The 23543-nt window shown below is 75.4% G+C and carries 3 protein-coding genes; all 3 read left to right on the top strand.

The genetic code is table 11. The annotated features are described in order from the left end of the window. Positions 1 to 24 precede the first annotated feature (24 nt). The 3 genes from P3T27_RS31650 to P3T27_RS31640 are packed head-to-tail and all read left to right on the top strand — an operon-like array spanning position 25 to position 23497. Positions 25 to 6363 carry a non-ribosomal peptide synthetase gene (locus P3T27_RS31650; protein ID WP_280684681.1) on the top strand — a complete coding sequence of 2113 codons (6339 nt, stop codon included), beginning with the start codon at positions 25 to 27 and terminating at the stop codon, positions 6361 to 6363. Further along, positions 6360 to 18842: a non-ribosomal peptide synthetase gene (locus P3T27_RS31645; protein ID WP_280684680.1), complete on the top strand. Its 12483-nt coding sequence runs from the start codon at positions 6360 to 6362 to the stop codon at positions 18840 to 18842. Before P3T27_RS31650 ends, P3T27_RS31645 begins: the two co-directional genes overlap by 4 nt. An 11-nt stretch (positions 18843 to 18853) precedes the next feature. After that, complete coding sequence (locus tag P3T27_RS31640; protein WP_280684679.1) at positions 18854 to 23497, top strand: non-ribosomal peptide synthetase; 4644 nt, start codon at positions 18854 to 18856, stop codon at positions 23495 to 23497. The last annotated feature ends 46 nt before the right edge of the window (positions 23498 to 23543 follow it).

The following is a 23543-nucleotide window of genomic DNA, read 5'->3' as shown; positions in this document are numbered from 1 at the left end:
ACAGGCTGGAGAGCGAAAGTGACGATGACCAACGACAGTGTCCTGTCGCCGGCGCAGCAGCGCCTGTGGTTCCTGAACCGCTTCCAGGAGGGCGCCGCCGGCCACACCCACACGGTGGCGCTGCGGCTGGCCGGAGACCTGGATCCGGAGCAGCTGCGCGCCGCACTGGGCACCCTGGTCCGGCGGCATCCGCTGCTGGGCACCGTGCACCGCGAGGTCGAGGGCCGCTGCCGCCCCGAACCCGCCCCCGACGGCGAGGCGTTCGCCGGGCTGCGGCCCGAGCCGGTCGCCGCCGACCGGCTCGACCAGGAGCTGGCCCGGGCCGGCGGCGAGGGCCTGGACCTCACCCGGGAGCCCCCGCTGCGGGCCCGGCTGCTGGCCACCGGGCCGGACGGCCACGTGCTGGTCCTGACGGTGCACGAGATCGCGGCCGACGAGCCGTCCCTCGGCCTGATCGTCGACGACCTGGCCCGGGCGTACGCGGCGGCCACCGCCGCACCGGCCGCCCCCGGCGCGCCGGAGCCCGCTCCGCAGTACGCCGCGGCGGCCGCCGCCGACCTGGAGCTGAACGGCACCCCCGAGCGGCCCGGCGACCGAGCCGCGGCCGAACTCGCCCACTGGCGCGCCACCTTGGACGGTGCGCCGGCGCAGCTCGACCTGCCCGTCGACCGGCCGCGGCCGGCCGTCACCCGGTACGCCGCCGACGAGTACCGCACCGAGCTGGACGGCCCGCTGTCCGCCTCCCTCGCCGAGCTGGCCGCCGACTGCGGCGCCACCGTCGAGGCGGTGCTGCACGCCGCGGTCGTGGCGCTGCTCGGCCGCTTCGGCGCCGGCGCCGACATCCCGCTGATCGGCAGCCTGCCCGGCCGCGACGACGCGCAGCGCGCCGCCGTGGTCGGCCCGCTGGCCAACCCGGTGGTGCTGCGGGTCGTGCGCCGGCCCGGCGCCTCCTTCCGCGAGCTGGTCCGCGACTGCGCGGCGGTCGCCGGCACGACCCGCCGCCACGGCGGCGTCCCGTTCGAGACCGTGGTCGGCGAGCTGCGGCCCGAACGCGCGCTCAACCGTCACCCGTTGGCCCAGGTGGCCTTCGACCTCGCCGAGGACCTGCCCGCCCGGCCGGACTTCGGCCCGCTCGACGCCCGCGTCGCCCGGCTGCCCCGCCGGTACTCCCCGTTCGACCTGCAGCTGCGCTTCCGCACCGCGCCCGACGGCCCGGGGCTGCGGCTGACCGTGGGCTACAGCACCGAGCTGTTCGAGCCGGCGACCGTCCGTCGGCTCGCCGACGCGCTGCCGCGCCTGCTGGCCGCCGCCGTCGCCGCGCCGGACGGCGACCCGGACGGCTACGAGGTGCTGGACCCGGCCGAGCGGCACGCCCTGCTGACCGAGTGGAACGCCACCGACCGGCCGGTGCCCGAGGCCGACGTCTCCGCGCTGTTCCGGGCCCGGGCCGCCGCCCAGCCCGCACGCACCGCCCTGATCGCCGGCGACACCGTGCTCAGCTACGCCGAACTGGACGACCGGGCCGAGTGGTTGGCCGGCGAGCTGCGCCGCCACGGCGCCGCCCCGGGCCGGCTCGTCGCACTGGCGCTGCCGCGCTCCGCCGACCTCGTCGTCGCCCTGCTCGCGGTGGCCCGCACCGGCGCCGCCTACGTGCCGCTCGATCCCGACTACCCGGCCGACCGGATCGGCTACATCCTCGACCACGCCGCCCCCTCGGCGCTCGTCACCGACACCGCGACGGCCGGGCGGCTGCCCGCCACCGCGGCCCACCGGGTGCTGCTCGACGACGCGCAGGTGCGGGCCCGGCTCGCCGCCGGCGCCGCCCCGCAGGAGGGCCCGGCCGCGACGCCGGCCGACCCGGCCTACGTCATCTACACCTCCGGCTCCACCGGCCGCCCCAAGGGCGTGGTCATCAGCCGCCACGCGCTGACCAACTTCCTGGTCTCGATGGCCGACCTGTTCCCCCTGGCCGCCGAGGACGTCTGGACCTCCGTCACCACGATCGCCTTCGACATCGCCGCCCTGGAGCTCTACCTGCCGCTGGTCGCCGGCGCCACCGTGGTCCTCGCCGACCGGGCGAGCGTCACCGACCCGGCCGAGCTGGGCGCCCTGCTCGGCCGTACCGGCACCACCGTCATGCAGGCCACCCCCAGCCTCTGGCAGGCCCTGTGCGACGAGGTCCCGGAGGCGCTGCGCGGCCTGCGGATGCTGGTCGGCGGGGAGGCCCTGCCGGCCGCCCTCGCCGAGCGGATGCGCGCGCTCGGCAGCGAGGTCACCAACCTGTACGGGCCCACCGAGACCACCATCTGGTCCACCGCCGCCCGGCTCGACGACCGCCCCGGCGCGCCGACCATCGGCCGGCCGATCGGCAACACCCGGGTCCGCGTCCTCGACGAGGCGCTGCGCCTGGTGCCGGTCGGCGTCGCCGGCGAGCTGTACCTCGCCGGGGACGGCGTCGGCACCGGCTACCTGCACCGCGAGGACCTCACCCGGGACCGCTTCCTGCCCGACCCGTACGGCGCCGAGGGCGACCGGATGTACCGCACCGGCGACATCGTGCGCTGGGCCGCCGACGGCAACCTGGAGTACGTCGGCCGCGCCGACTTCCAGCTGAAGGTCCGCGGTTTCCGGATCGAGCCCGGCGAGATCGACGCCGTCCTGGAGCAGCACCCCGCGGTGGCCCGCGCCGTCACGGTGGCCCGCGAGTACGCCGCCGGCGACACCCGGCTGGTCGCCTACGTGGTGCCGGCCGGCGAGGGCGGCGCCGACCCGGCCGAGCTGCGCGCGCACGCCGCCGCGACGCTGCCCGGGTACATGGTGCCGGCCGTGGTGGTGCCGATCCCCGAGATCCCGCTGACCCCCAACGGCAAGACCGACCGGGCCGCGCTCCCGGACCCGGGCACCGCCGCGGCCGGCACCGGGCACGGGCCGCGCAGCGCCCGCGAGGAGCAGCTGTGCGACCTGTTCTGCGAGGTGCTCGGCGTCGCCTCGATCGGCGTCGAGGACAGCTTCTTCGACCTCGGCGGCCACTCCCTGCTCGCCACCCGGCTGATCGGGCGGATCCGCTCGGTGCTGGACGTCGAGGTGCCGATCCGCACCCTGTTCGAGTCGCCCACCGTCGCCGGGCTGGCCGGCCGGCTGGGCAGCGAACCCGCCCGCCGGGCCGGGCTGGTACCGGTCGGGCGCGAGCGGCCGCTGCCGCTCTCCTACGGCCAGCAGCGGCTCTGGTTCCTGTACGACTACGAGTCCCAGGGCACCGAGTACAACTCGCCGCTCGGGCTGCGGCTGACCGGGCCGCTCGACCGCGACGCCCTCGGGCGCGCCGTCGACGCCCTGGTGGCCCGGCACGAGGCGCTGCGCACCACCTTCGCCACCGAGGACGGCCAGGGCGTGCAGGTCGTGCACGCCCCCGGCCACCGGGCGGTGCGCTTCACCGACCTCGCGGCCGAGGGGCGCGCCGAGGAGCTCGACGCGCTGCTGCGCACCGAGCTGAGCCGCTCCTTCGACCTGCGCGGCGGCCCGCTGCTGCGTCCGTGGCTGATCCGGCTGGGCGACGCCGAGCACCTGCTCGTCCTGGACATGCACCACATCGTCACCGACGGCTGGTCCAAGGAGGTGATGGCCCGGGAACTCGTCGCCCTGCTCGACCAGGAGGCCACCGGCCGGCCCGCCTCGCTGAGCCCGCTGCCACTGCAGTACGCCGACTTCGCGGTGCACCAGCACGGCGAGCGCGGCGAGCGGGAGGCCGCCGACCTCGCCTACTGGAAGCGCCAACTCGACGGCGTGGTACCGCTGGAGCTGCCCACCGACCGGCCCCGGCCCGCCACCCGCGCGACCCGGGGCGCCGGCCACCCCTTCGAGCTCGGCCCCGAGCTGGTGGCCGCCCTCACCCGGCTCTGCCGCCGGGAGGGCATCACCCTGTTCACCGCGCTCACGGCGGGCGTCCAGCTGCTGCTCTCCCGCTACGCGCGCCAGCGTGACGTCGCGGTCGGCACCATCGTCTCCGGCCGTGAGCACAGCGAACTCGAGGACGTGCTCGGCTTCTTCGTGAACACGCTGGTGCTGCGCGCCCGGACCACCCCGGAGACGACCGTCGGCGCCTTCCTGGCCGACGTCCGGCAGGGCGTCCTGGACGCCTTCACCCACCAGCACCTGCCGTACGACCGGCTGATCGACGAGCTCAAGCCGGACCGCGACCCCAGCCGCACGCCGCTGATCCAGGCCGCGCTGATGCTGAAGCGGGCCCAGGACGTGCTCCCCGGCCCCGACGGCCTGCGGGTCGAGGAGACCGCGCTGCCGCGGATGCACGCGCTGTTCGACATCGGCTTCGAGTTCGAGGAGCGGGACGGCCGGCTCGGCGGCCTGGTCGAGTACAGCACGGCGCTCTTCGACCCGGAGACCGTCGCCCGGATCGCCGGCCACCTCACCGTGCTGCTGGAGGGCATGGCGGCCGACCCGGACCGGCTCGTCGACGAACTCCCGCTGATGGTCGAGGAGGAGCGCCGGCTGGTCACCACCGGCTGGAACGCCACCGCGACCGAGGCCCGGTTCCACACGGAGACCATCCACGGGCTGGTGGCCGAACAGACCCGCAGTACCCCGGACGCCGTGGCCGTGCGGACCGCGGACCGCACCCTGACCTTCGCCGAACTCGACGCGCTGACAAACGCGTTGGCCCACCGGCTGGTGGACCGCGGGGTCGGCCCGGGCACCGTCGTCGGCGTCCGCACCCGGCGCGCCGCCGAGATGACGATCGCCCAGCTCGCCGTGCTCAAGGCCGGCGGCGCCTACCTGCCGCTGGACCCCGAACTGCCCGACGACCGGACGGCCTACGTGATCGAGGACGCCGCGGTGCCGGTGCTCCTCACCCAGCGGGACCTGCCCGGCCCGCAGGTGCCGGCCGGCGTCGAGGTGCTGTACGTGGAGGACGCCGAGCCCGGCGCGCACACCGGACCGCCCGAGGTCGCCGTCGGCCCGTCGGACCTCGCGTACGTGATCTACACCTCGGGCTCCACCGGCAAGGCCAAGGGCGTCCTGATCGAGCACCGCGGGGTGGTCAATCTCTGCGACTGGTACCGGGACTTCTTCGACGCCCGGCCGGGCGACCGGGCCACCCAGATGGTGCCCCCCGGCTTCGACCCCACGGTGCTGGAGCAGTGGGGCGCCCTCGCCTGCGGCGTCGAGATCAGCTTCGTGCCCGACCACGTCCTGGAGGACCCGCACCTGCTCGCCGGCTGGATCGTCGAGCAGGAGATCACCCTCATCCTCATCCCGGCGCCGCGCCTGGAGGCCCTGCTCGACCAGCCCGCGCTCCACCGGGGCCGGGTGCGCCACATCCTCACCGGCGCCGACGTGGTGCGCCGCCGGCTGCCGCGCGGCACCGCCTTCTCGCTGTCCAACCTGTACGGCCCGACCGAGACCACCGTGCTCACCACCGGCACGGTGCTGGAGTCGGAGGAGGACGCCCCGGTCGGGCGGCTGCCCTCGATCGGCCGGCCCATCGCCAACACCACCGGCTACGTGCTCGACGAGCGCCGCGAGCCCGTCCCGGTGGGCGTCCCCGGCGAACTCTTCGTCGGCGGCGCCGGCGTGGCCCGCGGCTACCTGGGCCGGCCGGAGCTCACCGAGGAGCGGTTCGTCCCGGACCACCTCGCCGCCACCGCCGGTGCGCGGCTGTACCGCACCGGCGACCTCGTCCGCTGGCTGCCCGACGGCACGATCGAGTTCCTCGGCCGGATCGACAACCAGGTCAAGGTGCGCGGCTACCGGATCGAGCTGGGCGAGATCGAGACCGCGCTGCTCGACGACGAGACGGTCGAGCAGACCGCGGTGGTCACCCGGACCCAGCCGTCCGGGCAGACCGTGCTGACCGGCTACGTGGTGCCCGCGGACGGCGTCGCCGACCCGGAGAAGATCCGGGCCCGGCTCGCCGAGCGGCTGCCCGGCTACATGGTCCCCCCGGTCGTCGTCGTCCTGGACGCGTTCCCGATGACCACGAGCGGCAAGATCGACCGGCGGGCCCTGCCGGAACCGGTGGAACAGCGGCCCGCCGCCGAGCCCACCGCCCCGCGTGACGAGACCGAGGAGGCCCTGGCCCGGATCTGGGCCGAGGTGCTGGGCGTGCCCGTCGTGGGAGCCGAGGACAACGTCTTCGACCACGGCGCCAACTCGGTCCTCACGCTGCAGGTCACCGCCCGGATCCGGGAGGTGTTCGGCGTCGGTGTCTCGGCGCGGCACGTGTTCGCCGCCCGCACCGTGGCGGCCCTGGCGGACCAGGTCCGCAAGCAAGTACTCGACGACGTGCGCCGGACACCGGCGGACCGGAAGACGACGCGCGGTGCCGCGCGGGGGAGCAACCGATGACAGACCAGCGACACAGTGACGGCACCACGGCCGAGGGGCAGGACGCCGACGAGATCCTGCGGCAGCGGCTGGCGGCCGCCGGCGGCGGCGACCGCGACGCGATCCGCCCCGGCGGCGACGGGCCCGCCCCGCTCTCCTTCGGCCAGGAACGCCTCTGGTTCCTCCAGGAGTTCGAGACCGACGCGGTGGAGTACACCACCTCGTTCGGCATCCGGCTGCGCGGCGACCTGGACCTGGACGCGCTGCGCACCGCGCTGACCGGCCTGGTCGAGCGGCACGAGCCGCTGCGCACCGTCTTCGCCACCGAGGACGGCGTGGCCCGCCAGGAGGTCCGCGCCGCCTACACCCCGGACACCGAGCCGGTGGACCTGACCGCGCTGGGCGCCGAGGAGCGCGAGGCCGAGTTCGCCGCGCTGCTGCGCCGCGAGCTGGCCACCCCCTTCGACCTGTCGAGCGGCCCGCTGCTGCGCTCCACGGTGGTCCGGCACGCTCCGGGCGACCACGCGCTCTTCCTCAACCTGCACCACATCGCCGCCGACGGCTGGTCCAAGGGCCTGCTGGTCAACGAGCTGGGCGAGCTCTACCGGGCCGCCGTCGAGGGCCGCCCGCACACCCTCGCCCCGCTGCCGGTCAGCTACCGGGACTACTCCCGCTGGCAGCGCGAGCGCTGCACCGACGACCTCATGGCCGGGCAACTGGACTACTGGCGCGATGAGTTGGCGGACATCCAGCCGCTGGAGCTGCCGACCGACCGACCCCGCCCGGCGGTGCGCACCACCGTCGGCGCCCTGCACGCCTTCCGGGTCGACGCCAAGGTCGCCACGGGCCTCGACGCGCTCGGCGCCGAACGCGGCACCACGCTGTTCGCCGTGCTCGCCGCCGCCACCCAGGTGCTGCTGGCCCGGCACACCGGCCAGCGCGCCGTCGGCCTGGGCACGGTGTCGGTGGGCCGCGACCGCTCCGAACTGGAGCCGCTGGTCGGCTTCTTCGTCAACACCCTGGTCCTGCACGGCCGGATCGACCTGGACGAGCCCTTCGGCGAGCTGCTGGAGCGCACCACCGACCAGCTCTGGGACGCCCTGAGCAACCAGGACGTCCCCTTCCACCGCCTGGTGGACGAGATCCAGCCCGAGCGCGACCCGAGCCGCACCCCGCTGGTGCAGGCCGCCCTCGTGCTGCAGAACGCGCCCGGCGGCCTGCCCGACTTCGGCGGCCCGGCCGTCGAGGAGTTCCGCGCGCCGTCGGTGTCCTCCATCTTCGACCTGACGCTGGAGTTCACCCCGACCGAGGACGGCTCGCTGGGCGGGACGGTGGAGTACAACACCGACCTGTTCGACGCCGCCACCATCGAGGCGCTCTGCGCCCGGCTGCTGCTCCTGCTGGAGGGCGTCGCCGCCGACGCCGACCGCCCGGTCGGCGACCTGCCGCTGCTCACCGCCGCCGAACTCGTCACCGTCACCCGTGACTGGGCCGAGAACCGGGTGCCCTATCCGGCCGACCGGACCGTCCACTCGCTGGTCGCCGAGCAGGCCGCGGCCACCCCGGACGCCGTCGCCGTCACCGCCGCCGACGGTGAGCTGACGTACCGCCGGCTCGACGAGCGGGCCGACCGGCTGGCCCGCCTGCTGCTGGACCGCGGCGTCCGCCCCGGCCAGTACGTCGCGGTCTGCCTGCCCCGCGGCACGGACCTGGTGGTCGCCCTGCTGGCCGTGCTCAAGGCCGGCTGCACCTACGTGCCGCTGGACCCGGACTACCCGGCCGACCGGCTGGAGTTCATGCTCGCCGACACCGCGGCCGCGCTCTGCGTCACCGACCGGGACCTGCTCGAACGGCTGCCCGACCTGGCCGTCCCGGCCCTGCTGCCCGCCGAGTGCGCGGCCGAGCTGGCCGCCCTCCCGGCCGGACCGCCGCAGACCGACGCGGGCCCGGAGAGCGCCGCCTACGTCATCTACACCTCCGGCTCCACCGGCAAGCCCAAGGGCGTCGTGGTCGAGCACCGCTCCATCGTCCGGCTGGTCCACGGGGCCGACTACGCCCCGCTGCAGGCCGACGACGTGGTGGCGCAGGTCGCCGACGCCACCTTCGACGCGGCGACCTTCGAGTTCTGGGCGCCGCTGGTGGTCGGAGCCCGGATCGCCGTCATCACCAAGGACGTCCTGCTCGACCCGCCGGCCTTCGCCGCCGCGCTGCGCTCGACCGGGACCACCGCGATGTTCCTCACCGCCGGCGTCTTCAACCAGGTCGTCGGCCTGGAGCCGACCGCCTTCGGCGGCCTGCGCCACCTAGTGGTCGGCGGCGAGGCGCTCAACCCGCGCCGGATCGCGGAGCTGCTGGCCGGCGGACGGCCGCCGCAGCGGCTGGTCAACGGCTACGGGCCGACCGAGACCACCACCTTCGCCGTCTCCCACCTGATCCGCGAGACCGACGGCGTACGGGCCATCCCGATCGGACGCCCGATCTCCAACACCGCGGTGTACGTCCTCGACGAGCGCCGCCGGCCCGTCCCGCCCGGCACCCCCGGCGAACTCTGGATCGCCGGCCCCGGCGTCGCGCGCGGCTACCTGGGCCGGCCGGAGCTGACCGAGGAGCGCTTCCAGCCCTCGCCGTTCGCGGCCGGGAGCGGCGAGCGGATGTACCGCACCGGGGACGTGGTGCGCTGGGCCGACGGCCTGGTCGAGTACCTCGGCCGCGCCGACACCCAGGTCAAGGTGCGCGGCTACCGGATCGAGCCCGCCGAGGTCGAGGCCGTCCTGGAGGCCCACCCCGCGGTGGCCGAGGCCCTGGTGGTCGCCCTCGCCGACGGCGACCACAAGCGGCTGGTCGGCTACCTGCGCGCCGAGCCCGCCGCCGTGCTCGCGCCGCTCGACCTGCGCGCGTTCGCCGAGGAGCGGCTGCCCTCCTACAGCGTGCCGACCGCCTTCGTCACCCTCGACGCCTTCCCGCTCACGCCCAACGGCAAGGTCGACGTCCGGGCCCTGCCCGCGCCCGACACCACCCTGGAGCGGGAGGACTACCGGGCCCCCGAGGAGCCGGCCGAGCAGGCGCTCGCCCAGGTCTGGTCGGAGGTGCTCGGCATCGCCCGGGTCGGCGCCGACGACAACTTCTTCGAGCTCGGCGGCGACTCCATCCTGAGCATCCAGGTGGTCGCCAAGGCCCGCCGGGCCGGACTCGTCATCACCTCGAAGGACATCTTCTCCCGGCAGTCGCTGGCCGACCTCGCCCGCGCCGCCCGGCCGGTGGAGGAGGCGCCGGTCGTCCAGGCCGACGCCGACGACCACGAGCCGGCCCCGCTCGGCCCCGTCCAGGAGTGGTTCTTCGCCCACCACACCCGCGGCGCCCACCACTTCAACCAGTCCGTGCTGATCACCCTGGACGGCGCGGTCGACGAGCCGGCGCTGGCCCGCGCCCTGGCCGGCCTCGTCCGCCGGCACGACGCCCTGCGCACCCGCTTCACCACCGGCCCCGACGGCCGGCGGCTCCAGGTCGTCACCGCGCCGGACGCCGACGCCCCGCCGGCCGAGGCCCGGATCGAGCGGGTCAGCCTCGGCCAGGCCGCCCCCGAGGAGCGCGCCGCCGCCATGCGCACCCTCGCCGAGGCCGCCCAGGCCTCGCTGGACCCGGCCGAGGGGCCGCTGGTGCGCACCCTGCTGTTCGACCACGGCACCGAACCCGCGCGCCTGCTGATCACCGTGCACCACCTGGCCGTGGACGGCGTCTCCTGGCGGATCCTGCTGGAGGACCTGGAGAGCGCCTACCGGCAGGCCGTCCGCGGCGAGGACGTCGACCTGGGCCCGGCCGGCACGTCGTACCGCGCCTGGGCGCGCCGCCTCGCCGCCTTCACCCGGGGCGGCGGCCTGGACGCCGAACTGGACCACTGGGCCCGCCCCGTACCGGTCGGCTCCGCCGACCTGCCCACCGACCGGGAGGGCCGCAACACCGTCGGCGACACCCGCGCGGTCTCCGCCGGCCTCGACGCCGAGCGCACCCGGCAGCTGCTGCAGGACGTGCCCGCCGTCTACCGCACCCAGGTCAACGACGTCCTGCTGACCGCACTCGGCCGCGCGCTCGCCCGCTTCACCGGCCGGGCCCGCACCCTGATCACCCTGGAGGGCCACGGCCGCGAGGAGATCCTGGACGGCACCGACATCTCCCGGACGGTCGGCTGGTTCACCTCGATCTTCCCGGTGCTGCTGGAGTCCCCGGCCGACCGCCCGCTGGGCCGGCTCATCCGGGACACCAAGGAACTGCTGCGCGCCGTGCCCGGCCGCGGCGCCGGCTACGGCCCGCTGCGCTACCTGAGCGGCGACGACCCGAAGGCCCGCGCCCTGGCCGGGGCGCCGCAGCCGCTGGTGAGCTTCAACTACCTCGGCCAGTGGAGCGACGCCGCGGCCGGCAGCGAGCTGTTCCGCGCCGTCGAGCCGGACTACGGCCTGGACCACCACCCGGACGAGGAGCGGCCGCACCTGCTGGACATCGTCGGCGAGGTCCGGCACGGCGTGCTGAGCTTCGACTTCCACTACGCGCCGCAGCGCCACGACGAGGCCACCGTGCAGCGTCTCGCCGACGACTTCGCGGCGGCCCTGACCGAGCTCGTCGAGCACTGCCTGACGCCCGGCGCCGGCGGCGCCACCCCCGGGGACTTCCCGCTGCTCACCCTCGACCAGGCGACGGTCGACCGGCTGGTGCCGGCCGGCTCCACGGTCGAGGACATCCACCCGCTGACCCCGATGCAGAGCGGGATGCTCTTCCACACCCTCAACCAGGACGGCGTCGGCGCCTACTCCGACCACGTCGCCTTCCAGCTGGAGGGCGTGCGGGACGTCGACGCGCTGGCCGCCGCCTGGCAGCAGGTGGTCGACCGCACCCCCGCGCTGCGCACCCGGCTGGTCTGGGACGGCGTCCCCGAGCCCGTCCAGGTGGTCGAGCGCACCGCGAAGCTGACGGTGCGCCACCTCGACTGGACCGGCCTGCCCGCCGCCGAGCTCGACCGCCGGCTGAAGGCGCTGATCGACGAGGAGCGCGCCACCGGGATCGAGCTGTCCCGGGCGCCGCTGATGCGGCTCGCCCTGGCGCGCGAGGACGAGCGGACCGTCCGCGTCGTGTGGACCTTCCACCACGCGGTGCTGGACGGCTGGAGCACCTCGCACCTGTTCGCCGACCTCTTCGCCGTCTACCAGGCGCTCACCGACGGCCGGGGCAAGGCCCCGGTCCTGCCCGAGCGCCGGCCGTTCCGCGACTACGTCGCCTGGCTGGCCCGGCAGGACAAGGACGCGGCGGCCGCCCACTGGAGCGCCCTGCTGGGCGACCTGGACGCGCCGACCCCGCTGCCGTTCGGCCGCTCGGTGCCCCAGGGCCACGAGTCCCAGTCCGCCGGCCAGGTCCGGGTGGGCCTGTCCGGAGCCGAGACCGACGCGCTGGTCGCGATGGTCCGCCGCCACCGGCTCACCCTCAACACCGCCGTCCAGGGCGCCTGGGCGATCCTGCTGGCCCGCCACTCGGGGCAGCGCGACGTCTGCTTCGGCACCACCGTGGCCGGCCGCCCGACCGACCTGCCGGGCGCCGACACCATGGTCGGCAACCTGCTCAACACCCTGCCGCTGCGCACCGAGGTCGACCAGGACGTGCCGCTGGTGGAGTGGCTGGCGGCGCTGCAGGCCGACCAGGCCGAGTCCCGGCGGTTCGAGCACTCCTCGATCGCCGAGATCCAGCGCAGCAGCAAGGTCCCGCGCGGCAGCGCCCTGTTCCAGACCCTGGTGGTGTTCGAGAACTACCCCGGCAACGGGGCGGCCGCCGAACGCCACGGACTGCGGCTGAGCGACGTCCGCGCCGTCGACACCACCAGCTTCACCCTCGACCTCACCGCCTACGACGACGACGGCTCGCTGACCCTGCTGCTCTCCTACGACCCGGCGCTCTACGACCGGGCCCAGGCCGAGGTGCTGGCCGACCAGCTCGCCGTCCTGCTCGGCAGCATGCCGAGCGCCCCCGGCCAGCGGGTCGGCGACGTCCCGATGCTGTCGCTGCGCGCCCGCGACCGGGTCCTGTACGAGTGGAACGACACCGGCACCCCGGGGGCGGACGCCTGCCTGCACGAGCTGATCGCCGAGCAGGCGCAGCAGACCCCGGACGCCGAGGCGGTGGTCTTCGAGGACACCGTGCTGACCTACGCGGAGCTGGACGCCCGGGCGAACCGGCTGGCCCAGCACCTGGTCGGGCAGGGCATCGGCCCGGAGACCGTGGTCGCCATCTGCCTGGAGCGCGGCCCCGACACCGTGGTCGCCGCCCTCGGCGTCCTCAAGGCCGGCGCCGCCTACCTGCCGCTGGACCCCTCCCACCCCGCCGAGCGGCTGCGCCTGGTGCTGGACGACAGCGCCGCCGCGATGCTCGTCACCCAGCGCGAGCTCGCCGAGCGGCTCCCGCTGTGCGACGCGACCGTGCTCTGCCTGGACGCCGACCGCGCGGAGATCGACAGCTGGCCCGCCGAGGCGCCCAGCACCGAGGTGACCCCGGACAACCTCGCCTACGTCATCTACACCTCCGGCTCCACCGGCAAGCCCAAGGGCGTCACGGTCGAGCACCGCAGCGTCGCCCGGGCCGCCGCGGCCTGGCGGGAGGCGTACCGGCTCGACCAGGGCCCGGTGCGCCAACTCAACCTCGCCAGCATGGCCTTCGACGTCTTCGTCTCCGACCTGACGCACGCGCTGACCGCCGGCGGCACGCTGGTGCTCTGCCCGAAGGACGCCACCACCGACCCGGTCCGCCTGCTCGACCTGATGGAGCGCCGGGGCGTCACCCACGTCGAGACGGTGCCCTCGCTGGCGAACGCGCTGGCCGACGAGGCCGCCCGCACCGGCCGGACCTTCCCGCCGCTGCGCTACCTGGCCGTCGGCTCGGACAACTGGCGCACCGACGACTGCCGGCGGCTGCTGAAGAGCGTCGCCCCCGGCACCGTCGTGCTCAACTCCTACGGCGTCACCGAGGCGACCGTCGAGTCCTCGTACTTCACCGTCACCCCGCAGAGCCTGCCGGACGTCGCGAGCGTGCCGATCGGCCGGCCCATCCCGGGCACCCGGATGTACGTCCTGGACGCGGACCTGGAGCCGCTGCCGGTCGGCGTCGTCGGCGAGCTCTACCTCGGCGGCACCGGCGTCACCCGGGGCTACCTCAACCGCCCCGACCTCACCGAGGAGCGCTTCTCCGCCGACCCGTTCACGCCCTACCCCGACGGCCGGCTCTACCGCACCGGCGACCAGGCGCGCTACCTGCCCACCGGCGACATCGAGTTCCTCGGCCGCGGCGACGACCAGGTCAAGATCCGCGGCTTCCGGGTGGAACTCGCCGAGATCGAGGCCGTCCTGCGCCGCCACCCCGACGTCCTCGACGCCGTCGCGGCGCTGCGCACCGAACCCGGCGCCGTCCTGACCGGGTACGTCGTGTCCCGGCCCGGCACCGCGCCGGAGAGCGCCGAACTGCGGCGCTACCTGGAGGGCTCGCTGCCCCGCCACATGGTGCCGCAGGCCTTCGTCCGGCTCGACCGGCTGCCGCTGAACGCCAACGGCAAGGTCGACCGGCGGGCCCTGCCCGCGGCGGCCGCCACCGACCGCCCGGTCGTCACCAGGACCGCCCCCAGGACGCCCGCCGAGCAGGCCCTCGCCGGGCTCTGGGCGGAGGTCTTCCGGGTGCCGGAGGTCGGCGTCGACGACAACTTCTTCGACCTGGGCGGTGACTCGATCCTGAGCATCCAGGTCGTCTCCCGGGCGCGGCAGCTGGGCCTGCGCCTCAGCTCGCAGGACATCTTCAGCCACCAGACCATCGCCGGGATCGCCGCGGCGATCACCACCCACGAACCCGAGGAGCCGGCCGGCGTGAACACCGAACCCGTCACCGGAAGGGCGCCGCTGACCCCGATCCAGCGGGCCTTCTTCCAGCACCACACCAAGGCCCCCCAGCACAGCACCATGTCCGTGCTGGCCGAACTGCGGGAGCTCCCGGACGAGGCGCACCTGCGCACCGCGCTCGACGCGCTCCTCACCCACCACGACGCCCTGCGCACCCGCTTCCGCACCGTCTACGGCCGCTGGCAGCAGGAGATCGCCGCCCCTGGCGACGGCTGGCCGCTGGAGCGGCTGGACCTCACCCTGGAGGCCGACCCGGAGGGCGCGCTGCTGGCCGCCGCCACCGCCGCCCAGTCCGGCTTCGACCTGGCCGAGGGCCCGCTGGTCCGGGCCGTGCTGGCCGACCTGGGCGGCACCGCGGGCGCCCGGCTCTTCCTCACCGCCCACCACCTGGTGGTCGACGCGGTGTCCTGGCAGATCCTGCTGGGCGACCTGGAGACGGCCTACCGGCAGGCGGCCGAGGGCCGGCCGGTCGACCTGGGCCCGCGCAGCACCTCCTTCCTCGACTGGTCCCGGCGCCTGTCCGAGCACACCGCGGTCGGCGGCTTCGACGAGGAGCTCGACCACTGGTTCGCGGCCGGCCGCGCGGGCGGCGAGCCGCTGCCCGCCGACCTCACCGGCACCCCGACCGTCGCCACCGCCGCCGCCGTCCGGGTCGGCCTGGACGCGGAGAGCACCGACGCGCTGCTGCGCGAGGTCCCCGCGGTCTACCGCACCCAGGTCAACGACGTCCTGCTGACCGCGCTCGCCCGGGTGCTCGCCGACTGGACCGGTGGCTCCACCGTCCTGGTGGACCTAGAGGGCCACGGCCGCGAGGAGATCTTCGACGACGTCGACCTGAGCCGCACCACCGCCTGGTTCACCACCTCCTTCCCGGTCGCCCTGGAGACCGCCGACGGCGCCGACTGGGGCGCCCGACTGCGCTCGGTCAAGGAGCAGCTGCGGGCCGTCCCGCAGCGCGGCATCGGCTACGGCGCGCTGCGCCACCTCAGCCCGGCCGGGGCGCCCGGCGAGCTGCTGGCCGAACAGCCCCGCGCCCAGGTCGGCTTCAACTACCTCGGCCGGGTGGTCGACGGCCACGACGGCGGCCTGCTGCACGACGTGCGGCTCGGCTACGGCACCGAGCAGTCGCCCGAGGAACTGCTGGAGTACCCGCTCGACATCGTCGCCTACGTGCGCGACGGCAAGCTCGGCTTCGAGCTGTTCCACTCCACCGCGACCCACACCGCCGAGACCGTCCAGCGGGTCGGCGAGCAGCTGGTCGAGGCGCTGCGCGGCATCGTCGCGCACTGCCGCGAGGCCGGCGCCGCCGCCTCCGGGGCCACCCCCTCGGACTTCCCGCTCGCCCGGGTCGACCAGCCGCTGCTCGACGAGTTGACCGGGCAGGGCCGGATCGCCGACCTCTACCCGGCCACGCCGATGCAGCACGGCCTGCTGTTCCACAGCCTCACCGAGGAGGGCGAGGGCGTCTACCTCGGCCAGCTGTCCTTCCTGCTGGAGGGCGGCGTGGACGCGGACGCCTTCGCCGAGGCCTGGCAGCGCCTCGCCGACCGGACCCCGATGCTGCGCACCGCCTTCGCCCGGGTGGACACCGACCAGCCGCTCCAGGTCGTCCGCGAGCACGTCACGGTGCCGGTCGAGCGGCTGGACTGGCGCGCCCTGCCGGAGTCCGAGCGCGAGCAGCGGCTCGCCGCCTTCCTCGCCGAGGACCGCACCCGCGGCATCGACCTGGCCGTGGCGCCGCTGATGCGCCTGGCCCTGATCGACGAGCCGGACGGCGCCCTGCGGGTCGTCTGGACCTCGCACCACCTGCTGCTGGACGGCTGGAGCAGCGCCGAGCTGGTCTCCGAGGTGGTCGACGACTACCTGCGGCTGACCGGTCACGACCGGCCCGGGCCGGCCGCCCGCCGCCCGTTCCGCGACTACGTCGCCTGGCTCGGCGAGCAGGACCTGGGCGAGGCCGAGCGCTACTGGCGGGAGCTGCTGGACGGCTTCACCGCCCCGACCGCCCTGCCCGCCGACCGGGCCGGCGAGGAGGCGGCCCGCCAGGGCAGCGAGGCGACCAGCGTCTTCCAGCTGGAGCCGGAGGTCACCGCGCGCCTCGCCGAGGTCGCCCGGCGCCACCGGCTCACCACCAACACCCTCGCCCAGGGCGCCTGGGCGCTGATGCTCTCGCGCTACTCGGGGGAGCGGGAGGTCTGCTTCGGCTCGGCCGTCTCCGGCCGCCCCGCGGACCTGCCGGACGTCGAGTCGATGATCGGCCTGTTCATCAACAACCTGCCGGTGCGGGTCGAGGTCCGGCCCGAGCAGCCCGTCCTCGACTGGCTCGGCGACCTCCAGCGCGGCCAGGTCCAGGCCCGCAGCTACGAGTACGTCTCGCTGGCCCAGATCCGCGGCTGGACCGGACTGCCCGCCGGGGTCGACCTGTTCGACAGCTACGTGGTCGTCGAGAACTACCCCTTCGACGGCGAGATGGGCTCCGACCAGGGCATCCGGATCCGCGACGTGCGCTCCCAGGAGCCCACCAGCTACGCCATGGTGCTCGCGGTCTTCGCCGGCGAGCAGCTGTCCTTCCGGCTCGCCTACGACCCCGGGCTCTTCGACGCCGACACCGCCGACCGGGTCACCGGCGACCTGCGGGCCCTGCTGGAGGAGATCGCGGACGAGCCCGAGCGCACCCTCGCCGAGCTGCGCGCGCTGGCCCCCGCCCACCGGGAGCGGCTGCTCACCGGGCACAACGAGACCACCACCGCGCTCAGCACCGACGCCCTGGTGCCCGAGCAGTTCGCCCGCCAGGCCGCGGCCACCCCGCAGGCCGTCGCCCTGGTCCACGACGGCGAGCGGATCACCTTCGCCGAGCTGGACGAGCGGGCCAACCGGCTCGCCCACCACCTCGCCGACCGGGGCGTCGGCCCCGAGGTGCCGGTCGCCGTCTGCCTGCGGCGCGGCCCCGGCCTGATCACCGGGCTGCTCGCGGTGCTCAAGGCGGGCGGCGTGTACACCCCGCTGGACCCGGCCGCCCCGGTCGAGCGCCTGCGGCTGCTGGTCGACGACGTCAAGCCCCGGGTGGTGATCACCGACGAGGCCGCGAGCGCCGCGCTGCCGCTGCCCGCGGACGTCGCGGTGGTCGTCCCGGAGCGCGAGCACGAGGAGATCGCGGCCCGCCCCGGCACCGCGCCCGAGGTGGCCCTCGCCCCGGAGCACGCCGCCTACGTCATCCACACCTCCGGCTCCACCGGCCGGCCCAAGGGCGTGCTGATCCAGCACGGCAGCCTGGCCAACCTGCTGGACAGCCACCTGCGCACCGTCTTCAACCCGCTGCGCGAGGCCTGCGGCGACCGGCAGGTCCGGGTGGCCCACCTGGCGCCCGCCTCCTTCGACGCCTCCTGGAATCCGGTGCTGTGGATGGTCGCCGGCCACGAGCTGCACCTGGTCGACGACGAGGTCCGGCGCGACGCGCACGCCCTGGTCGCCTACCGCGCCGAGCAGCGGATCGACTTCCTGCAGACCACCCCGTCCTGGTTCCGCCAGCTCGACGACGCCGGACTGCTCGCCGCGGGCGCGCACCCGCTGCGCGGGGCGGCGCTCGGCGGCGAGGCGATCGGCCAGGCCCAGTGGGACCGGCTGCGCGCCCAGTCCGACCTGATCGTCTACAACTTCTACGGGCCCACCGAGGCCACCGTGGACGCGCTGGTCTGCCGGCTCGCCGACAGCCCCCGGCCCGTCCTCGGCCTGCCCGTCCAGAACGTCCGGGCCTACGTCCTGGATCCGGACCGCAACCTCGCCCCGGTCGGCGCGCCCGGCGAGCTGTACCTGGGCGGCGACGGCCTCGCCCGCGGCTACCTGGGCCGCCCCGAGCTGACCGAACAGGCCTTCCTGGTCGCGCCGTTCGACCCGAAGGAGCGGCTGTACCGCACCGGTGACCGGGTCCGCCGGCGGTCCGACGGCCGGCTGGAGTTCCTCGGCCGGCTCGACGACCAGGTCAAGCTGCGCGGCTACCGGATCGAGCCGGGCGAGATCACCGCGGCCCTGGACGATCACCCGGGCGTCGCCGAGTCCGTCGTCCTGGTCCGCGGCGAGGCCGAGCACGCCCGCCTGGTCGCCTACCTGCGCCCGGCCGCGGGCGGCGCCCCCGGCGGCACCGAACTCGCCGGCTACCTCGCGGAGCGGCTCCCGGCCCACCTGGTGCCGGCGGCCTTCGTCGAACTGGAGTCCTTCCCGCTCACCCGGCACGGCAAGATCGACCGGGCCGCGCTGCCCGACCCGGCCGAGACGGCCGTCGAGGCCGCCGAGGCCTGGGTGGAGCCGCGCGACGAGACCGAGAAGCTGATCGCCCGGATCTGGTCCGAGACCCTGCACGTGGAGCGGGTCGGCGCGCACGACAGCTTCTTCGCGCTCGGCGGCCAGTCCCTGACCAGTGTTCAGGCGATCACCAGGATCAAGCAGACCTTCGGCGTCCGGATCGCCTTCCGCAGCCTCCTCGAGAACCCCACCGTGTCGGCGGTCGCCCGACTCGTCGAGGACGCGCTGCTGGAGGAGCTGGAGCGAGAGGCCGCGCGCCAGTCGGCGCCGGCGGGGGAGTAGGGGCAACCGACATGAGTGAAGTCCAGACGTCCACGTCCCGCCAGGACCGCATAGCGGCCCTGCCCGAGCACCTGCGGGCCCTGCTGCGGGACCGGCTGGCGGGCGCCGAGGCGCCCGCCCCGGCGGCCGCCGCGAGCACCGCGCTGCGCCCGGTCGACCGCGGCCGCCCGCTGCCGATGTCCTTCGCCCAGCAGCGGATGTGGTTCCTGTACGAGTTCGACCCGCAGGCGGTCGGCTACAACTCCTCCTTCGCGCTGCGGCTGCGCGGCGAGCTCGACCACGCGGCGCTGCACCGCGCGCTGGCCGCCGTCGTCGGCCGGCACGAGGCGCTGCGCACCACCTACGACCAGGTGGACGGCGTCCCGGTGCAGATCCCGCACCCGAGCGTGGACATCCCGCTGCCGGTCGTGGAGGCCGGCGGCGGGACGGCCGAGGACCGCGAGGACGAACTGCTGCGGCTGGTCCGCGAGGAGGCCGCCCGGCCCTTCGACCTGCGGACCGGCCCGGTGCTGCGGACCCTCCTCGTGCGGCTCTCCGAGCGCGAGCACGTGCTGGTCCTGAGCATCCACCACATCGCGCACGACGGCTGGTCGCTGTCGATCGTCACCCGCGAGCTCGGCCAGTCCTACGCGGCCGCGCTGCAGGGGCGCGAGGCGGACCTGCCCGCCCCGGGGCCGCAGTACGCGGACTACTCGGTGTGGCAGCGCGAGCGGCTCTCCGACGGGCGGCTCGACGAGCAGCTCGACTACTGGCGCAAGCAGCTCGACGGCGTCCCCGTCCTGGAGCTGCCGACCGACCGGCAGCGCCCCGCCGTGCCCACCGGGGCGGGCGCCTTCCACGAGTTCAGCGTCCCGGCCGAGACCGTCGCCGGGCTGCGCGAGCTCACCGAGTCCGCCGCGGCCACGCTGTTCATGACGCTCACCGCGGCGACCCAGCTGCTGCTCGCCCGGCTCTCCCGGCAGGAGGACGTCGCCGTCGGCACCCCGGTGGCCGGCCGCGACGAGCCCGAACTGGCGGACCTGGTCGGGCTGTTCCTCAACACGCTGGTGCTGCGCGCCCGGATCGAACCGGGCCTCGGCTTCCGGGAGTTCCTCGGGCAGGTCCGCGACACCGTGCTGGCCGGCTTCGACCACGCGGAGGTCCCGTTCGAGCGGGTGGTGGACGCCGTCCAGCCCGAGCGCGACCCCAGCCGGATGCCGCTCGCCCAGGTGCTGATCGTCCTGCAGAACGCCCCCGAGGCGGTGCTCGACCTGCCGGGGCTGACCATGGAGCAGCTCGCCCTGCCGCAGGCGAGCACCGGCTTCGACCTCGTGGTGGCCTTCGAGGAGCGCCCCGACGGCAGCCTCTGGTCGGCGCTGGAGTACAGCACCGACCTGTACGACGAGGAGACGGTGCGCCGCTTCGCCGGCCACCTGACCACCCTGCTCGGCTCGATCGCCGCCGACCCCGACCAGGAGCTGGGCCGGCTCGACCTGCTCAACCCGAAGGAGCACCACCGGCTCACCGTCGACTGGGCCCGCAACCCGGTGGCCTTCCCCGAGCAGGACCCGGTGCACCTGCTGGTGGCCAAGCGGGCCGCCGAACGTCCGGACCAGCTCGCGGTGGTGCGTGGCGAGGAGCAGCTCAGCTACGCCGAACTCGACCGCCTGTCCGGGCTGTTGGCCCAGGTGCTGCGCGAGCGCGGCACCCGCCCCGGGGACGTCGTGGGCATCTGCTGCGAGCGCGGCCCCGCCCAGGTGGCCGCCACCCTCGCGGTGCTCAAGGCCGGCGCCGCCTTCCTGCCGCTGAACCCGCGCTTCCCGGCCGCCCGCCGGGAGCTGATGCTGAGCGAGACCGGCGCCCGGTTCGTGTTCACCCAGCGCTCGCTGGCCGCCGACTTCGCCGGATCGGCCGACTCCGCCGCCTCCGCGGCCGAGCCGCTGGTCCTGGAGGACCTGCGCCCGCAGCTCGACGCGCACACCGGAGCGGTGCCCGAGGGCCTGCCGGTGGCGCCGGACGCGCTCGCGTACATCGTCTACACCTCCGGCTCCACCGGGACGCCCAAGGGCGTGCTGCTGGGCCACGGCGGCCTGACCAACATGATCAACGCCTCGCGGCTGATCGTCGGCACCGGTCCCGACAACACGGTGTGCCAGCTCTCCTCGCCCAGCTTCGACGGCGCGGTCTGGGAGACCTTCCTGGCCCTGGTCTCCGGCGCCGTCCTCGCCATCCCGGCGAACGAGTCCGAGGCGCTCGGCAGCGAGCAGCTGCGCACCATGGCGGCCGGCCGGCCCACCGTCCTCGGGCTGCCGCCCGCGGCGCTGGCGGCGGTCGAGCCCGAGGCGCTGCCCGCCGGCTCGGTGGTGCTCGCCGTCGGCGACCGCTGCCCGGTCGTCCTGGCCCGCAAGTGGTCGCGGGTGCACCGCTTCATCAACGGCTACGGCCCGACCGAGAACACCGTCGGCGCCACCATGTTCGAGGTCCGGGCCGAGGAGGGCGGCACCCGGCTGTCGATCGGGCGGCCGCTGCCCAACACCGAGGTCTACCTGCTGGACCCGCACGGCAACCCGGTGCCGGCCGCCGTCACCGGCGAGATCCACCTCGGCGGCCGCGGCGTCGCCCAGGGCTACCTGGGCCGCCCGGAACTGACCCGCCAGCGGTTCGTCCCGCACCCCTTCGACGACGACCCCAAGGCGCGGCTCTACCGCACCGGCGACCTGGCCGCCTGGCTGCCGGACGGGCGGATCGACTTCCGCGGCCGCGCCGACGACCAGGTCAAGATCCGCGGCTTCCGGGTCGAGCCCGGCGAGATCGAGGCGGCCATGCAGCGCCACCCCGCCATCGAGCAGGCCGCCGTGGTGGTGCGCGAGAGCGACCGCGGCAAGCAGCTCGTCGGCTACCTGGTCGCCGCGCCCGGCCACGACCAAGGCGAGGCGGTCCGCGCGGTCCGCGCGGAGCTGACCGAGGAACTGCCCGCCTTCATGGTGCCGGCCGCGCTGATCCCGATGGACCGGATGCCGCTCACCACCAACGGGAAGGTCGACCGGGGCGCCCTGCCGGACGCCCGGGAGGCGCTGGCCCGCGTCGTCACCCCGCCGGACGGCCCGGTGGAGACCGCGCTGGCCGCGGTGTTCCGCTCGGTGCTGGGCGTCGAGGACGTCGGCGCCGAGGACGACTTCTTCCTGCTCGGCGGCGACTCCATCCTCTCCACCCAGGTGGTCGCCCGGGCCCGCCAGGAGGGCCTGCACTTCACCGCCCGGGACCTCTTCCAGCACAAGACCGTCGCCGCGCTCGCCAAGGTCGCCGGGACGGGCGACGCCGGGCCGGCCGAGGAGGACCCGTACCGCACCGGGCCCGTCCCGCTGACCGCCGTGCAGCAGTGGTTCTTCGAGCACCACACCGTCAACCCGGACCACTTCAACCAGTCCCTGCTGTTCGAACTCGTCCCGGGCACCGACGTCGAGGCCCTGCGCACGGCCCTGGCCGCGCTGGTCGCGCAGCATGACATGCTGCGCGCCCGCTACACCCGCGACGGCGCCGGGGTCTGGTCCCAGGAGGTGGCGGAACAGGCCGACGGGTGCTGGGACTTCCGGCTGCTCGACCTCGCCGGTGCCGGGGACGACGTCGAGGAGCGGCTCACCGAGGCGTTCCGGCAGGCCCAGCGGGGCCTGCGGCTGGCCGACGGGCCGCTGCTGCGCGCCGTCCTGGCCGACCTCGGACCGGACCGCCCGGCCCGGCTGTTCCTCACCGCGCACCACCTGGTGGTGGACGGCGTCTCCTGGCGCATCCTGCTGGACGACCTGCGCTCCGCCTACGCCGATCTGACGGCCGGCCGGCCCGTCCGGCTCGCCCCGCGCTCCACCTCCTTCGGCCAGTGGTCGCGCCGGCTGCGCGAGCACGCCCTGGCCGGCGGCTTCGACGACGAGCTCGCGCACTGGCGGGCGCTGCCCGCAGCCGTCGAGCAGTCCGCCGGGGAGCCCGTCGACACCGGCCGGTTCGGCGACCGCCGCACCGTGCGGCGCACCCTGACCGTGGACGAGACGGAGGCGCTGCTGCGCCGGGTGCCCGGCGCGCTGCGCGCACAGGTCCACGAGGTGCTGCTGACCGCCCTCGCCCAGGCGCTCGCGGCCCAGGGTCACGCGGGCGACGGCGGCACCGTGATCGACCTGGAGGGGCACGGCCGCGAGGAGATCCTGGACGGCGTCGACCTGTCCCGCACCGTCGGCTGGTTCACCACGATCTACCCCGTCCTGCTCGACGTGCCCGCGGACCTCGCGCCGCCCGCCGCCGTCCGGACGGCCAAGCGCCGGCTGCGCGCCGTGCCGCGCCGCGGCATCGGCCACGGCGTGCTGCGGCTGGCGGCGGACGCCGCCGCCCGGGAGGACCTGCGGGTCCCCGCCCCCAGGGCCCGGATCGGCTTCAACTACCTCGGCCAGTGGGACAACCAGCTGCCCGAGGGGGACCGGCTGGTCCTGCGTCACCTGGACCACGGCGGCGGCGACCACGAGCCGGCCGAGACCCGGACCTACGAGCTGGACGTCGCCGCCGCGGTCGAGGGCGGCCGGATGGAGCTGTCCTGCGTGCACGCGGGCGGCCGGTTCGACGACGCGGCCGTCACCGCCCTGCTCCAGGGCGTGCACGAGGCCCTGCGGGCGATCATCCGGGCCTGCGGATGACCGGCCGCACCGGTAACCCGGCCCCGCGGGGCCGACGGCAGAAAGG

Source organism: Kitasatospora sp. MAA19 (assembly GCF_029894125.1).
Taxonomy (GTDB): Bacteria; Actinomycetota; Actinomycetes; order Streptomycetales; family Streptomycetaceae; genus Kitasatospora.
This window is presented reverse-complemented; position numbering and strand designations above follow the sequence as displayed.